At 40.0% G+C, this 16,354-nt stretch carries 15 protein-coding genes; 12 read left to right on the forward strand and 3 right to left on the reverse strand.

Features of this window, described 5'->3' with window-relative positions:
- The first annotated feature begins 147 nt into the window (after nt 1–147).
- Nucleotides 148–588: a D-aminoacyl-tRNA deacylase gene (dtd, locus tag M5121_RS04075; RefSeq protein ID WP_249570434.1), complete on the forward strand. Its 441-nt coding sequence runs from the start codon at nt 148–150 to the stop codon at nt 586–588.
- A 47-nt stretch (nt 589–635) separates the two neighbouring features.
- Here the strand turns inward: dtd and M5121_RS04080 are convergent, their stop codons facing one another.
- From M5121_RS04080 to serB, 3 genes are all read right to left on the reverse strand, one after another.
- On the reverse strand, nt 636–1,115 hold the full coding sequence (locus tag M5121_RS04080; RefSeq protein ID WP_249570435.1) for an SCP-2 sterol transfer family protein: 480 nt from the start codon (nt 1,113–1,115) through the stop codon (nt 636–638).
- Nucleotides 1,116–1,263: 148 nt separating this feature from the next.
- Complete coding sequence (gene aciT / locus M5121_RS04085) at nt 1,264–1,599, reverse strand: ciprofloxacin tolerance protein AciT (protein WP_249570436.1); 336 nt, start codon at nt 1,597–1,599, stop codon at nt 1,264–1,266.
- A 426-nt stretch (nt 1,600–2,025) separates the two neighbouring features.
- Nucleotides 2,026–3,246, reverse strand: coding sequence for a phosphoserine phosphatase SerB (gene serB / locus M5121_RS04090; RefSeq protein WP_004659767.1), 1,221 nt, complete (start codon nt 3,244–3,246; stop codon nt 2,026–2,028).
- A gap of 97 nt (nt 3,247–3,343) precedes the next feature.
- Here serB and M5121_RS04095 point away from each other — a divergent pair, with 97 nt between their 5' ends.
- From M5121_RS04095 to M5121_RS04145, 11 genes are all read left to right on the forward strand, one after another.
- Complete coding sequence (locus tag M5121_RS04095; RefSeq protein ID WP_249570437.1) at nt 3,344–4,624, forward strand: hypothetical protein; 1,281 nt, start codon at nt 3,344–3,346, stop codon at nt 4,622–4,624.
- Between the two features lie 210 nt (nt 4,625–4,834).
- A complete protein-coding gene (gene ribBA, locus M5121_RS04100; RefSeq protein WP_249570438.1) occupies nt 4,835–5,956 on the forward strand; it encodes a bifunctional 3,4-dihydroxy-2-butanone-4-phosphate synthase/GTP cyclohydrolase II in 1,122 nt (373 codons plus the stop codon).
- 11 nt (nt 5,957–5,967) lie between these two features.
- On the forward strand, nt 5,968–6,438 hold the full coding sequence (gene ribH, locus M5121_RS04105) for a 6,7-dimethyl-8-ribityllumazine synthase (RefSeq protein ID WP_004659764.1): 471 nt from the start codon (nt 5,968–5,970) through the stop codon (nt 6,436–6,438).
- 3 nt (nt 6,439–6,441) lie between these two features.
- Complete coding sequence (gene nusB, locus M5121_RS04110) at nt 6,442–6,891, forward strand: transcription antitermination factor NusB (protein ID WP_004659763.1); 450 nt, start codon at nt 6,442–6,444, stop codon at nt 6,889–6,891.
- 15 nt (nt 6,892–6,906) lie between these two features.
- Nucleotides 6,907–7,824 carry a thiamine-phosphate kinase gene (thiL, locus tag M5121_RS04115; RefSeq protein WP_249570439.1) on the forward strand — a complete coding sequence of 306 codons (918 nt, stop codon included), beginning with the start codon at nt 6,907–6,909 and terminating at the stop codon, nt 7,822–7,824.
- Complete coding sequence (locus tag M5121_RS04120) at nt 7,802–8,317, forward strand: phosphatidylglycerophosphatase A family protein (protein WP_249570440.1); 516 nt, start codon at nt 7,802–7,804, stop codon at nt 8,315–8,317. The genes thiL and M5121_RS04120 overlap by 23 nt, the downstream gene beginning before the upstream one ends.
- A gap of 26 nt (nt 8,318–8,343) precedes the next feature.
- On the forward strand, nt 8,344–9,708 hold the full coding sequence (glmU, locus tag M5121_RS04125; RefSeq protein ID WP_249570441.1) for a bifunctional UDP-N-acetylglucosamine diphosphorylase/glucosamine-1-phosphate N-acetyltransferase GlmU: 1,365 nt from the start codon (nt 8,344–8,346) through the stop codon (nt 9,706–9,708).
- A gap of 12 nt (nt 9,709–9,720) precedes the next feature.
- The gene (gene glmS, locus M5121_RS04130; protein ID WP_249570442.1) at nt 9,721–11,559 is read left to right on the forward strand and encodes a glutamine--fructose-6-phosphate transaminase (isomerizing); all 1,839 of its coding nucleotides are present in this window, start codon (nt 9,721–9,723) and stop codon (nt 11,557–11,559) included.
- A 154-nt stretch (nt 11,560–11,713) separates the two neighbouring features.
- Nucleotides 11,714–12,517: a heteromeric transposase endonuclease subunit TnsA gene (locus M5121_RS04135; RefSeq protein WP_005087286.1), complete on the forward strand. Its 804-nt coding sequence runs from the start codon at nt 11,714–11,716 to the stop codon at nt 12,515–12,517.
- Nucleotides 12,501–14,642, forward strand: a complete 2,142-nt coding sequence (locus M5121_RS04140; protein ID WP_005087287.1) for a TnsB C-terminal domain-containing protein — start codon at nt 12,501–12,503, stop codon at nt 14,640–14,642. Before M5121_RS04135 ends, M5121_RS04140 begins: the two co-directional genes overlap by 17 nt.
- A 29-nt stretch (nt 14,643–14,671) precedes the next feature.
- The gene (locus M5121_RS04145; protein WP_005087289.1) at nt 14,672–16,354 is read left to right on the forward strand and encodes an AAA family ATPase; all 1,683 of its coding nucleotides are present in this window, start codon (nt 14,672–14,674) and stop codon (nt 16,352–16,354) included.

The raw sequence follows: 16,354 nt of genomic DNA on the forward strand, positions 1-16,354 counted from the left end.
GATGGTTATAACCGATTCTTTTGCATAATAGCTATTGTTATACAATCAATTGACTCATATTGAATAGTAGACTTTTGCTGCACAACTCATTTTTATATGCAGTGTCTGTTACACTGCCTCACTCTATTTCACCTATTTTTTAATCTTATGCGCGCATTAATTCAACGAGTTTTAGAAGCGAAAGTCGTGGTTGAGGGTCAAACCACTGGCGAAATTCAGCAGGGCTTACTCGTATTCTTAGGTCTAGGTAAAAACGATACTTTAGAGCAAGGACAAAAGCTTATTGATAAGATTTTAAAATATCGAATATTTGATGATGAACAAGGCAAAATGGGGTGGAATCTAAGCCAAGCTCAGGGGGGACTTTTATTGGTCTCACAATTTACTTTGATGGCGCAAACACAAAAAGGCTTACGCCCTGATTTTGGACCTGCCATGCCGCCAGCCGAAGCGAAAGCTTTGTATGAGCAATTGGTTGAGTATGCGCGTCAACAATTTGCTCATATCCAAACAGGTATTTTTGCTGCTGATATGAAAGTTCATTTAATTAATGATGGGCCTGTGACTTTTAATTTAGAAATTGAATAAATGAGACATAAAAAAACTCCCTTTTAGGGAGTTTTTTTCAGGTTGGTTTATTTACCTGTTTTTTCTTTAATAAATGCACGTGCTTGGCGAATTTTTTCTTTTACTGGTTTTGGCACTTTCGGTGGAATCAATTTAGCTACTTGGTTAAACCAAACTAACAAGCTGAAGTCACCTTCCATTTTAATGCTGCCATCTTGCATACCTGTCATGAATGCAGTTGGATCACCCTTCACCAAAGTTTTTACACCTTGCTCACTTGAAGCAAATTGCAAAATAAAATCAGCTCTTTCAGGGCTGCCCGCAACCGTATCAATTCTGCCACGATTAACAATAATCTGACGTGCCAAACCTAAATCTGTACCAATCTGGATACGAAATTCACGATCATGAACCAATTCAATAAACTTTGGGCTGGTACGTGCCAATTGCTTCATACGTAACGCCAAACCTGCCACTAATAGATCAAGTGGGTCAGTGCTTACATCAACGATCGGTAACTGAATCACAGGTAAAGAAGAAAGCTTCATGACATTTATGCCTACAGTATAATGATGAAAATTAAGACAACCGTATCCTAGCACAATTGTCGATAGGTCTGTAAAAGCTTTGTTGCAGAAAGTTAGCACAAAAAAGGCATGCTGAGCATGCCTTTGATGTAGTTCAAATTATTATAAATTATCGGCTAGAACATTGTTGTTGGTCATCCTTATAGACTGGCGTATGTTCAATATACTGACGTTTCGCCAATTGCTTTTGTGTTTGTTTGTCTTCAAGTAAAAGTATGAATGTAACCGTTACCATCGCAAGGCTTAAGGCTGTCAAATAACTATAGGCGACCGACATTTCGAACATGGTTTGCATACCAAAGCGCACCGCTTCTAATAATCCCCAACTCAACATACCCGCTAGCATAAAGCCTAACCAACGACGATAAGGAGAAAAGAAAACAGCAATAACTGCGACAGCGATTAAGCCAAATCCAACCCACATGGTGAAATTCGCTGCTTCCATAGAAACCTCCGTCTTTAAAAAGTGGTTTGGATCGTGTCCAAACCTCATATTTGTTCTGTAATCTCTAAACAATATTCGGTGTTGCATTAACGTCTTTATGCATTATGGAGGGTTTTTTATAGAAAAAAAGAGCTTGAAATTAACCATACGACACAAGGTGTCGCAATATGCTTTTGTCATTACATTTTTTAAAATTACAAAAGTCTCAAAATGCTATATAGCATCAATTACGGCGTGTCATTACAAAAAAATATCGATCTTTTTAATCATTCAGAAACTTTTTTCAGAATTTTTTTATCGTTGTTTTTCTATACATTTAGACATAAATATGACGGAATTGTGACGTATTTAAAATAAAAAATGCCGCTTGAAAAACGGCATTGGATAAAGCTTAAACAATTTGGGTGTTTTTAGAACAATCCGTCTTTAAGCACGGTTCAGGTCCTTGTCATGCATTCCCAGCAAGTACAGGACACCATCCAGACCAACACTTGAAATTGCCTGATTGGCATTTTGACGAACAAGTGGTTTAGCGCGGAACGCCACGCCTAAACCTGCGATTGATAGCATTGGTAGATCATTAGCACCATCACCAACAGCCATCGCCTGCTCTAATGAGATTCCCATTTTGTCTGCCAATTGACGCAATAATTCAGCCTTACGTGCGCCATCCACGATCGCACCTTTGACTTCACCTGTCACCAACCCGTCTTGTACATCTAAAATATTGGCATGTACCTCATCAATACCGAGCTTTGCTTGTAAATATTCAGCAAAATACTGGAAACCACCCGATAAGATTGCCGTTTTATATCCCAATGCTTTCAGAGTCGAGATTAAACGTTCCGCCCCTTCCGTCACGGTTAAACGTTCTGCAATTTTAGGTAATACAGAAGCATCCAAGCCTTTTAATAATGCAACACGTGCACGAAAACTTTGTTGGAAATCGAGTTCACCTTGCATGGCACGCTCAGTAATTTCAGCGACCTGTTCACCGACACCTGCTTCTAGCGCCAATTCATCAATCACCTCTTGTTCAATCAAGGTTGAGTCCATATCGAAACAAACCAAACGACGATTACGACGGTAAGCATTATCTTCTTGTACCGCCACATCAATATTCAGCTCACCTGACAAACTCAAACATGCAGCTCGCATCGCTTGTGCATCCAACATTTGCCCACTTAAGCCAAACTGAACACAGGCACGACGTGGAAATTGGCTTTCTGCATCGAGATCTAAACGACCAGATAAGCGTGTTACTGTTTCAATATTAAAGCCCTGACTCGATACAATTTTAGTGACTGCCTGCAAATGCGCAGCGGTAAGCTCTGGTGCAAGTGCCGTCACGATATAACGTGTACGCCCACCTTCACTCACCCATTGATCATATTCTGCGTTGGAGATTGGTTTAAATCGCACAGTTAAGCCAATATCATGTGCTAAAATCAAAATCTCTTTCATTGCTAATGCTGTTGCAGTCTCATTATCCGAAGCAACAACAATTCCTAAAGTGAGTTGATTATGGATAACAGCCTGACCCACATCGAGTATTTGCAAAGAATGCACGGAAAGTACCTGCATTAATCGAGTAAACTGATTCGGTTGATCTGGTCCTAAAAAGGATATAAGAATGATTTCACGCATGAATTGACTCGTGTTTGAGCGACAACTATTGTATGTAAGAATCATAACATAACCTGACCTGAATCTATTTGACTCTTATTTATCTTGGAAGTTTAACTTGAATGCGCCACGCCAAGGGCTATTTGCTAGCCTGCTGATCGTAAGTTTTGCACTGCATACCTTTTTACTGGTGATTGCAACGACACATCAACTCAATGAAAACCGCACCAGTCAGGGACAACTGATGACCAGTCAGCTTGTGGCAGATAGCCTTTCAGAACTGGAACCTGCCAACACGGTCTCATTGGCACTGGTGGCCAACCGTTATGCAACCAACCCAAGTGTCGCATCCATTCGTATCCTCGATGCCAATAAACAAGTCCTTGCAACCAGTGGTATGGCAAAGACGCGTCAAGGTGAAGTCTTTGTTCGAGATGCACTACAAAATGAAAAGAAAGTTGGAACGGTTGAAATTACGCTTATCCAACCAAGTATTGGTGAAATCTTACGCACGCAGTGGCTGGCGATTTTGGCATCTTTATTTATTCATGGGTTGATCTGGTTGGCGTATCGTGCCATTGCACGTCCAACACGTAGTGAATATTTAGCTCGTATTAACCAAGAAAATCATCTTAAACATGAAATTCAACGTTTAACTCAGGCTCTCGCACTTGAGAAGCAAAATACAGTCACGTTAGTTGCACAAGCACAGCAACAGGCAAAAGCTCAACCAAAATCACGTATTGAAAAAGCTTCAACAACAGATCAACAAGTCAATTTAGATCATCAAACTGTCGCACTGAATATCCAGTTTTATGATCCAAAACAACTGTTGAGCAGTGTCAATCAATCGGTTTCTGTGCCTTATTTTAAACTCTGTCAATTGTTCTTAGATAAAAGTATTGATCTCTGTGCAAAACATTACCAACTCGACGCTGCACAAATGAACGTCGTTCAAGAATTTAATGCTGAAGGCGCAACCTTGTCGACGACATCAGAACATCCTCATGCATTAGAATGTCTGATGATGATTGGTGCTGTTTTCCAGTTATTGGCAGATGTTTTATATAAGCGTTATCGTGAAGATAAACGTTTTGCACTACAAACGCGCGGTGCTGTTGCTAGTGCTGTAGAAGCGATGCAATTAGATGCGATTGAGGCAGCCAAGCGCTTAACTCAACACTTACATGCCAAGGAAGCAGCTTTACACCTCAATCATGAGCAACTCAAAACGGTTCAAAATAGTTATGAATTAGTTGTGATGCCAAATCCGAGTAGTATTATGACTCGTCATGCCTTTATGATTAATGGGATGAATGAGCAATGTGCCACCGTAGCACAAAACCTGCGCACTGAAATTTTGATGGGTAAAAAAGTAAAAGCTTCGACTGAATCTTAGCTCGATCGAATGTATCGATTCAAATTCAAAATGCAACGCTCCCTTACAGGGCTATAAATGCCCATTAGGATAAAGCGTTGCTTTATTATTTGCTTGATTCACTTTTTTAATTGATAAAGAAGCACAGGCGAAATTTATTAAAATACGGTAAACTACACCAGATTTATCGAATACTAGTGCCCTAAAAGGCAGCATAAAAGGTGAAAGCGAATGCCGCTGAGTCGTGTTGAAGAGCTTGTCGCAGATATTCGTGCAGGCAAAATGGTCATCCTAATGGATGATGAAGATCGTGAAAATGAAGGTGACTTAGTCATCGCTGCAACGCATGTTCGCCCTGAAGATATTAACTTCATGATTACGCATGCGCGTGGCCTAGTTTGCCTAACTTTGAGTCGTGATCGCTGTAAACAGCTTAATTTACCGTTAATGGTAGATCAAAACGGTGCACAACATGCCACTAACTTCACGCTGTCGATTGAAGCAGCTGAAGGGATCAGTACCGGTATCTCCGCTGCTGAACGCGCGCATACAATTCGCACCGCAGTTGCAGCACATGCTAAACCAAGCGATATCGTTCAACCTGGTCATATTTTTCCATTGATGGCTCAACCAGGCGGTGTATTGCACCGCGCAGGTCATACGGAAGCAGGGTGCGACCTCACCCGTTTAGCAGGTCTAGAGCCTGCCTCTGTTATCTGTGAAATTATTAATGAAGACGGCACCATGGCACGCCGTCCAGACTTAGAAGTTTTTGCAGAAAAACATGGTTTAAAAATCGGTACAATTGCGGATCTGATCCATTACCGCATGACCAATGAACAAACTGTTGAACGTTTGTCTCAAGAAACCATTGATACTGAATACGGTACATTTGAACTGTATAAATATCGTGAAATTGGTAATCCAGATATCCATTTAGCTTTAGTAAAAGGCGAACCAAAACAAGGCATCACCACTGTTCGTGTGCATGGTTTCAACCCTGTTCGTGATCTTTTAAAGCTTAATAAAGCCGATGGTTCTCCAGCATGGAATCTTGATCTTGCAATGAAAACGATTGCTGCAAGTGACCGTGGTGTATTGGTTTGGATTGGACAAGATCACTTGGAAGATTTAGGTCATGCCATTCATCATTTGAACCAACCAAAACCACTGAAATCAAATGCAGCTCTATCGCAGCAATATCAAACAATTGGTGTCGGTGCACAAATTTTACGTGATCTTGGTGTTGAGAAAATGAAGTTGTTGAGTTCTCCACTTCGTTTCAATGCTTTATCAGGATTTCATTTAGAGGTAGTGGAATATATCACTGCCGATCAAATCACAGCAAAATAATCGAGGTTGCTATGGCAATTCGCCGAATTGAAGGTTTATTACATCTCGCAAGCGAAGGTCGTTATGCGATCTTAGTAGGACGTTTCAACAGCTTCGTGGTTGAACATTTACTTGAAGGCGCGATCGACACTTTAAAACGTCATGGCGTTTCAGAAGATGCGATTACTGTTATTCACGCACCTGGTGCGTGGGAACTTCCTATCGTTGCAAAAAAATTAGCGGCTTCAAACAAATTTGATGCCATCATTGCACTCGGTGCAGTGATCCGTGGTAGCACACCACATTTTGATTTCGTTGCAGGTGAATGTGCGAAAGGTTTAGGTGTAGTTGCACTTGAAAGCACAATGCCTGTGATCAATGGTGTCTTAACGACAGACAGCATTGAACAAGCAATCGAACGTTCAGGTACGAAAGCAGGAAACAAAGGTAGCGAAGCTGCATTGACTGCAATCGAAATGGTTAACTTATTAAAGGCAATTTAAAGCATGTCGCAAACACTTCAGGCCGCTTATGCAGCGAAACGCAAAGCACGTCGTTTTGCTGTACAAGGGATTTATGAATGGCAAATGAGTCATAACCCTGTCCATGAAATTGAAGCACGTACACGTGTAGAAAATGCTATGCACAAAGTTGACCTTAACTATTACCATGAATTGCTCACTCAAGTGGTTGCTCAACATGAAGCTTTAGATGAGTTACTCATCCCTGTACTTGATCGTGAGTTAACTGCACTAGATGGTGTAGAACTTGCAACCTTACGACTTGGTGCTTATGAATTACGAGATCATCTCGAAGTTCCATACCGCGTTGTACTTGATGAAGCAATTGAGCTAGCAAAACACTTTGGTGGTGCAGACAGCCATAAATACATCAATGGTGTATTAGATCGTCTTTCTTCAAAGCTTCGTGAAGCCGAAAAACAACAAGCGAAATAATAGGCTTGATGTTTCATGGCTGAGTTTTCAATTATTGACCGTTACTTTAAACGAGCATCTCATCAGGATGTCAGTTTAGGTATTGGTGATGACTCAGCCATCCTCACCCCCCCTTCCTCGCAACAACTCGTCATTTGCACAGACACTCTAGTCGCTGGTCGACATTTTCCCTTAGATACGACAGCCCATGCCATTGGCTGGAAAAGTGTCGCGGTCAATTTATCTGATCTCGCCGCAATGGGTGCAAAACCCCATAGTATTTTACTCGCACTCAGCCTCCCTACCGTTGATCATGACTGGTTGGCTGGATTTAGTCAGGGTCTTTTTGATTGTTGCGATCAATTTGGTGTTAGCCTAATCGGTGGCGATACCACTCAAAGCACCCAACTCACTATAAGTGTCACCGCTTTAGGCTGGATTGAACAAGGTCAAGCCATCACGCGTGCAGGCGCACAAGTCGGCGACTATGTCTGTATTAGTGGACAGATTGGTGATGCAGCGTTTGGATTACAACACTTAGGACATCCTCTACAACAACGCCTAGATTATCCAACGCCACGTTGTAACTTGGGACAACAGCTAAAAGGTTTAGCCTCAAGTATGATCGATGTTTCAGATGGACTCGCACAAGATTTAGGACATATTCTGAACGCATCAAAAGTAGGTGCAACATTACAGCTTGAGCAGCTTCCGATAGATCAATCACTAAAAGAATTAGATTTGAGACAAGCTTGGCATTATGCGCTTGCAGGTGGTGATGATTACGAATTATGTTTTACAATATCACCGCAAAATTTTGAAAAACTCTCGCGACAACAATTAGATGTTCCGCTTACAATAATTGGCAAAATTACCCAACAAACTGGATTGTTATTTGAGTATATGGGTAAAAATTACCCACTACAAATTCATGGATACCAACATTTTGCATAAGCCTCCCATTCACTTCAAACAGATGACTTGGTTCGATCGCTGCATCGTTTTCTGCGGGGTTGGATTTGGTTCTGGTCTCAGTCCTAAAGCACCAGGAACATTTGGTTCTGCATTTGCATTGTTATTTACACCATTATGGTTATATCTCGGTTTTAATTTGAGTGTTTTAGCAATTCTTATCATGTCTTTGGTGGGCATATACATCTGTGGGCAAACAGCGAAAGTCATTCATGTACACGATGATGGTCGAATTGTGTGGGATGAATTTGCAGGACAATCTATTACGCTCCTACCCTTGCTCTATCTACAGCAATTAAATTGGTTATGGGTCATTGTCGGTTTTATTTTTTTCCGTATATTTGACATCTGGAAACCATTTCCGATTAGTTGGGCAGACCAAAAAGTTACTGGTGGTCTAGGGATTATGCTTGATGACATCATTGCAGGTCTTTGGGCTGCGCTTTGTATTTTTATTATTCTTTTTTATTTTTGACTTAAGCCATTGAATTAGAGTTAGTTATGTCAACAACTGTTATTATTCTTGCAGCGGGGAAAGGAACGCGAATGCGTTCACAACTACCAAAAGTATTACAACCACTTGCAGGCCGTCCACTTTTAGGACATGTGATTCAAACTGCAAAAAAATTACATGCTCAAAATATTATTACGATCTATGGGCATGGTGGTGAACTCGTTAAGCAAAGCTTTGCTGCTGAACAAATAGAGTGGGTTGAACAAGCAGAACTGTTAGGAACAGGTCATGCGGTGCAAATGACTCTCCCAGTATTACCTCAAGATGGTATTTCTTTGATTTTATATGGGGATGTTCCTCTCGTTCGTCAAAGTACCCTTGAACAGCTACTTGATGCCTCTAGCCAATCTGGTATTGGTATGATTACGCTTAATGTTGAAAATCCAACAGGCTATGGTCGTATCGTTCGTCAAGCAAATAAGATTCAAGCGATTGTTGAGCATAAAGATGCCAATGACGAACAGCGTCTAATACAAGAAATTAATACGGGCATTTATTGTGTAAGTAATGCCAAATTACATCAATGGTTGCCAAAACTGTCTAATAACAATGTTCAAGGTGAATATTACCTCACGGATATCGTGGCAATGGCTGTTGCCGATGGCTTAGAAATTGCTTCAATTCAACCTGAGCTTGAATTTGAAGTTGAAGGTGTGAATGACCGCCTACAACTTGCAACTTTGGAACGTCAATTTCAGCAACAGCAAGCAAAAGAATTGATGCAACAAGGCGTACATTTAATTGATCCAAATCGTTTTGACCTACGTGGAACTGTGAAATGCGGTCAAGATGTACAAATTGATGTCAATGTCATTATTGAAGGTGATTGCGAATTAGGTGACAACGTTCAACTTGGCGCAGGCTGTATTTTAAAAAATACTCGTATTGCGGCAGGCACTAAAGTTCAAGCCTATAGCATTTTTGAAAATGCGATCGTTGGAGAAAACACTCAAATCGGTCCTTTCGCCCGTCTTCGTCCAGGCGCAAATCTTGCGAATGATGTGCATATTGGCAACTTCGTCGAAGTTAAAAATTCTAATATTGGTGTAGGCTCTAAAGCCAATCACTTTACTTATCTAGGTGATGCAGATATAGGTGCTGATTGTAATATTGGTGCAGGAACCATCACTTGTAATTATGATGGCGCAAATAAACATCGTACTGTGATTGAAGACAATGTATTTATTGGTACCAATAACTCATTGGTTGCACCAATTAAAATTGCTCAAGGTGCAACCACAGGTGCAGGCTCAACTTTAACTCGAGATGTGGCAGAGCATAGTTTAGCTGTTGAACGATCAAAACAGTTTGAAAAAGCAAATTATCAGCGCCCCCAAAAACTGAAAAAATAAGAGGATAAAATTATGTGTGGTATTGTTGGTGGCGTTGCTGAACGATGTGTAACTGATATTCTGATTGAAGGATTAAAACGTCTGGAATATCGCGGTTATGACTCTGCGGGTTTAGCATTATTGAATAATCAACAAATCTTACGCGAACGTCGTGTAGGTAAAGTTGCAAATTTAGCTGAAGCAGTATCTGAGCAGCATTTGACTGGTAATGTAGGTATTGCACATACCCGTTGGGCAACCCATGGTAAACCAACTGAAAATAATGCTCACCCACATGTTTCAGGTGATGTCGCTGTTGTACATAACGGTATTATTGAAAACTACCAAGAGCTTAAAGATGAATTACAAGCGCTAGGTTATATCTTTACCTCACAAACAGACACTGAAGTTGTTGCTCATCTTGTCAACGATGCTTTAAAGCAAACTGATAGCTTACTTGAAGCTGTACAAAAAGTTATTCCTCGCCTAAAAGGCGCTTTTGCGCTGGGTATTGTGCATACCGCACACCCTGATGAACTGATCACTGTGCGTGAAGGTTCACCATTGGTGATCGGTGTAGGTATTGGCGAGAACTTTATTAGTTCAGACCAATTGGCTTTATTACCTGTTACTAATCGCTTCGTTTATTTGGAAGAAGGCGATATTGCCCGCTTAACCCGTAACAGCATTGAAGTATTTGTTGATGGTGAACGCGTTGAACGTCCAATCAAAGAACTGGATGCAACCGTCAGCAATGCATCAAAAGGCGAATATAAGCATTTCATGCTCAAAGAAATTTATGAGCAACCAGAAGCGATTCAACAAACGATTTCACAAGCATTGAATGGCAATAATTTGCGTGAAGATTTTCTTCAACATGCCAATGCGGATTTTGACAAAATTCAGCAAGTACAAATCATTGCCTGCGGTACTAGCTACCATGCAGGTATGATTGCAAAATACTGGTTCGAGCAATTGATTGGTGTACCTTGCCAAGTTGAGATTGCCAGTGAATTCCGTTATCGCACGCCTGTCATTGTTGCTCATACACTGTATATCTGTATTTCTCAGTCTGGAGAAACTGCGGATACGTTGGCTGCATTACGCGAAACACAAAAACGCGCTCAAGCTCAGAACATCGACATTAGTACCATGACCATTTGTAACGTTGCCACTTCATCAATGGTTCGCGAAACAGATCATCATTTACTCACGCTTGCAGGTCCTGAAATCGGCGTTGCATCAACCAAAGCCTTTACCACTCAACTTGCAGCATTGATGTTGTTGATCTTAAAAATTGGTCAAGTTAAACAACGTCTTGCAGATGCTCAATTGAAGGAAATTACAGAAGCGCTATGGCATTGCCCGAAAGTAATTTTAGATACTTTACAAGGCAATACTGAAATTCTGCGTCTATCAGCACTCTTCGTTGAGAAAAACCACTGCTTGTTCTTAGGACGTGGCACACACTTCCCTATCGCTCTAGAAGGCGCATTGAAACTGAAAGAAATTTCATACATTCATGCTGAAGGATATGCGGCTGGCGAATTAAAGCATGGTCCATTGGCTTTAGTAGACAATGAGATGCCAGTCGTGATCTTGGCTCCACAAGATGAAATGCTCGATAAGTTAAAATCGAATATGGAAGAAGTTCAAGCTCGTGGTGGAGAACTATTTGTTTTTGCTGATGAAAACAGTGGTATTCATGGTAAAGATCGCCAACATGTCGTTCATGTTCCAGCTGTCAATGAATGGTTAGCACCAATTGTGTACAGTATTCCTGTGCAATTGCTCTCGTATCATGTGGCTGTATTACGTGGTACCGACGTTGACCAACCACGTAACCTTGCCAAGAGCGTAACAGTCGAATAATTACAAAATAAAAAAAGGAGGGTTATGTATGAGAGTAATAAAGTATCATCCTAAGTAATATAGTTTCATCTTAGGTAATAAAGTATCATCTCATATTGCTCAAATAACAATCGCCTGCTATTCTTAAATTAATGAGAGTAGCAGGCGATTTGCTATGGCGACTGAAAAACAACAAGACAATTGGATTAAAGAAGGTCATGGTCAGGGCTACTTAAAGAACTATAAGCCTTGGGTGACTGTGCGTGATTTTGGCTCAAAAGGTCGCTCACATCGTGTATATGGACATACAACCAAACGTACACATCATTTATTGTCTGATTTAGAACTTGCAACCTTTTTACTTTTAGACTGGAATCCATCAGTTATTGATATTCGAGAACAGTTTCCCTTACCTCTCCAAACTACAACCCAAATTGCAGAACAGGCTCAAATTACTCACCCTAGAGTTCGTAATGCCTTACAAATTATGAGTTCGGATTTTTATATAGATCATAAAGATTCCAAACAACCCAATTTTGTTCTGCAAACGAAATACGTAGCAGATTTGGAAGATATGAGAACCATTGAAAAGCTGGAGCTGGAACGAAGATATTGGGAAAGTACAAAGATACCTTGGTACATTCTTACAGAAAAAGATATTCCTGCCACTGTACTTCACAATATCAAATGGCTCTATCCTGCTATGAGGGAATCTACTATCCCTGTTTATGAAAAGCTCAATGAATATATCCAGAAATTTACCCAATATCCTCATCTCACATTAATCGAATTAAGTAAAAAAGTAGATCAGGCATATGATTTAGAACTAGGTTCATCTTTATCAGAAATTCGGGAGCTTCTTGCTCAACGTTATTTTATCTTTGATATAACCAAAGACTATAAAAAGCTCAAATTATCTGAAATTACATTAGGTGATATTGAAGTGTGGGAGGAAATTCGCCATGTTTCGAATCAATGATGTTTATAAGCTGCACGATACATCTTTTCGTATCCTTAAAATGACACTTTATCACATCGTATGGATTGATATTGATAGTCAGAGTGCTAACCCCTTTCTGATCGAAAAGAATGAGTTAATTCAATCCATAGAAGCAAATGAAGCGGAATTGATTGAAGACCCCTTTGCAGATATCGCATTGCTAAAAGTTGTTGAGGGTAGTATCCAGCAGCAAAAACGTGATGCTGGAATGGCGTTAATCAGACCGCTCATTACACATGATCAATTTTTTGACCCATCTATTCGCTTTGATCTTGTTAAACGTATATTGGAGCAGCAGAAATCTACTCACCAGACGATTTACAGGCTTGCCCGCAGGTATTGGCAACGAGGTCAAATACCTAATGCTCTTATTCCAAGTTATCAAAATTCTGGTGCCAAAGGTAGTAAACGAATTGCCAAAGATAAAAAGCTGGGACGACCCAGAAAATCTATGCCAGGTACAGGGGCACTTATTGATGTAAATATTGAGCGATTATTTAGAATTAATATCAATAAATATATGTTAACCAAGAATAAACATTCTTTAGGTTATGCCTATCGTAAGTTCTATACAATGTATCATTCATTATTTCCTGATGTTCAGGATACTGAGATTCCATCAATATGGCAGTTTAAACATTTTTATGAACGTGAATTTCCTAAAGTTGCCCAGCTTACTGCCCGTAGTAATCCAATTCTCTATAACAAGGATATTCGGGCACTTCACTCGACGGTGAATACCCAAGTCTTAGGGCCAGGATCACGTTATGAGATTGATGCAACGATTGCCGATATTTATCTTGTTTCAGATTCTGATCGTGCCTGTATTGTGGGAAGACCAACGATTTACTTCATCGCTGATGTATTTAGCAGAATGGTAGTCGGTTTTTATATTGGTTTTGAGAATGCTTCATATGTAACCGCAATGCAGGCTCTACAAGTTGCCATGACCGATAAAGTTGAGTTATGCAGACAGTATGGTTATGAAATTACCATTGATGAGTGGCCTTGTATTGGATTACCTGATGCTATTTTAGCAGATCGTGGAGAATTATTAGGTCATCAGATTGAGGCACTAGAACATAGTTTTTCAATTCGGATTGAAAATACTGCGCCATATCGTGGGGATTTAAAGCCTATTGTAGAGCGCTATTTCAGAACTGCTCAGGCAACATTTAAGCCTTTTGCTTCAGGTGTGGTACAGCCCTTTAAAGAAAAAAAACGAGGTGGTTCGGACTATCGCCTAGATGCTACGTTAACAATTCATGATTTTAAGCAGATTATTATTGGTTCAATCCTCACTTACAACCTGACCCACCAATTAAAAAAGTATGATCGTGATATTGATATGCCAACGGATTTACCTTTAGTCCCAATTCATCTCTGGAACTGGGGTATACAACACCGAGTGGGCAGATTAAAACAGGTTTCCGAAAAGGCATTACGTGTTGCACTGCTTCCTAAAACCAAAACAACCTTATCTGATCTTGGGCTCAAAGTTTTTGGCGTATTCTATTATTGTGCGGAAATTCATCAACAAGGCTGGATGCACCGTAAAAAATCAATCTCAAGACCAGATACTTTACAAGTCGCTTATGATCCCAGTAATGCTGAGATAATTTATGTTTTTTATCAGGAAGATAGCCTACACTATTGGGAAGCTGTACTTGCACCAAGATCAAGAGAATTTACGGGTTGTAGTTTCTGGGAGGTTTGGCAGGTTCAACAGGAACAGAAGCAAACCCAAGCAATTCAAGAACTGGAAACCAATAAATCTAAAGCTGCTCTTGAAGAGCATATAGAATCTATTATTGCTCAAGCAAATGCTCAAAAGCCAAAGACAACATCAAGCAAAAAACAACGTGTTACAGGCATTAGGGGAAACCGTCAACGAGAAAAGAATTATGAACGTTTGGCGAGGAAAGCAGATCATCTGAAAAATCCACTTCCTGAACAACCAACTGAAACTATATCTGAATCAACAAATAACATTATTCAGATGCCTAAGTCCAAACAGAAGCTGGAACATGATGAGGATTACCAACTTACTTTTGGTATTTATCAGGACTTGCTGGAAGATATTGATCACTCTGATGATGATTAATACATCCAGCTTTACTCTAGGATATGTTTATGACAAATCAAAATGATTATGCAGTATATACGCCTAGCCCAGTTTCGGATTATCAGGGAAATCCTTTTATCGAGGCGTTGCCACCCATTTTTGAGGCACAGGACACGATTCAAGCGATCAAAGGTTCAATCGAATTTAAACAATCTGATCGGCAGTTACCGAATAATACTCGTGCCCATATTATTTCACAGCTATTTAATAACTTTTTTCATCCTATCCGCAGGCACTTAGAATTAGAGCAGAAAATCTCCATCATGCTGAGGAAAGGCTATGTAGGGAGGAATATTGTGACTGGCGACTTTAATCGAATTCTAAACCGTAGTCATCAAATCGCTTTATCCAACAATTTTGAACCAACACCCTCTAATGATGTACGTTCTACAGCACAGAGCCTTACCTTTATTGGTTTTTCTGGCAGCGGGAAAACCACCACACTGAACCGAATTTTAAGAAATTACAAACAAAAGATTTACCACCCTGAGCATAACTTTACCCAACTTGTCTATTTAAAAATCGACTGTCCTTATAATGGTTCACTTAAGTCGTTATATTTAAATTTCTTTAGTGCCGTAGATCGTGCATTGGGAACAACTTACGAAAAACAATATACGCAAAAACGCCATAATGAACAAAAGCTGTTACAGCTTATGGGGCATATTGCCCATCTTCATGCCATTGGCTTATTAGTCATTGATGAAATTCAACACTTATTAGCAAATCGATCCAAAAATTCGGATGAGATGCTCAATTTCTTTGTCACATTAGTCAATATTTATAGTCTCCCCATCGTCATGGTCGGGACACCTAAAGCAATTCAAATCTTTGAGCGGGATCTCCGTTCATCACGTAGAGCGGTAGGTTTGGGGTCAATTCATTGGGAACCGATGAAAAATGAGCCTGCAATCACCACACCAGATGGAAAAGTCAGAAAATCCGAATGGATGACATTTACTGACTCACTCTGGAAGTATCAATGGTTGAGAAAATCGGACCCTGTATTATCTGAAGAATTACGCCAATGCTGGTTTGATCTTAGTCAGGGTATTCTGGACATTGTGGTCAAACTGTTCGTTCTGGCACAGATACGAGCGATTGAATCAGGTTTGGAACGTATTACGGTTAAACTGCTTAAAACCACATTTCAGGAAGATTTTAAACCGATTCATAAAATTATAGATGTCTTACGCTCTGGTGATGCAAGACGAATTGCAGAATATTCCGACTTGATTACACCTGAAGTAGATCGACAATTATTAAAACTGATCTCTCGAATTGAAGAAAGTAGTCTAGATCAAAATGACCAACTGGCAGAATATCGGGGTCATGCTGAATCTATACGCTTGCATAATCTATTGCTTGAGCTTGGTTATGATTCCCAGCTTTTAATTCCCCTTGTGAAAAGAGCATTTAAAGAACATCCAGATCGAAAATTAACTGAACTACTCCCTATTATTATGCGTTGGTTAAATCAGGATGTTCCGCAAGACTCCAACTCATCGTCATCAAAACCAAAATTATCACAAGGTAAAAGTACCAAACCTGATCAATGGCAAACCTTAGATACAGCAGACTTACGTTTTCAATTCTCACAAAAAGAAAGTGAACATAGCTTTTATGAACATTTAAAAGCTCAAACCAATGTAGTTTTTGATCTTGATCACTGGATCAAACAGGTCAGTTAG

Source organism: Acinetobacter sp. ANC5681, from assembly GCF_023488045.1.
Taxonomy (GTDB): Bacteria; Pseudomonadota; Gammaproteobacteria; order Pseudomonadales; family Moraxellaceae; genus Acinetobacter.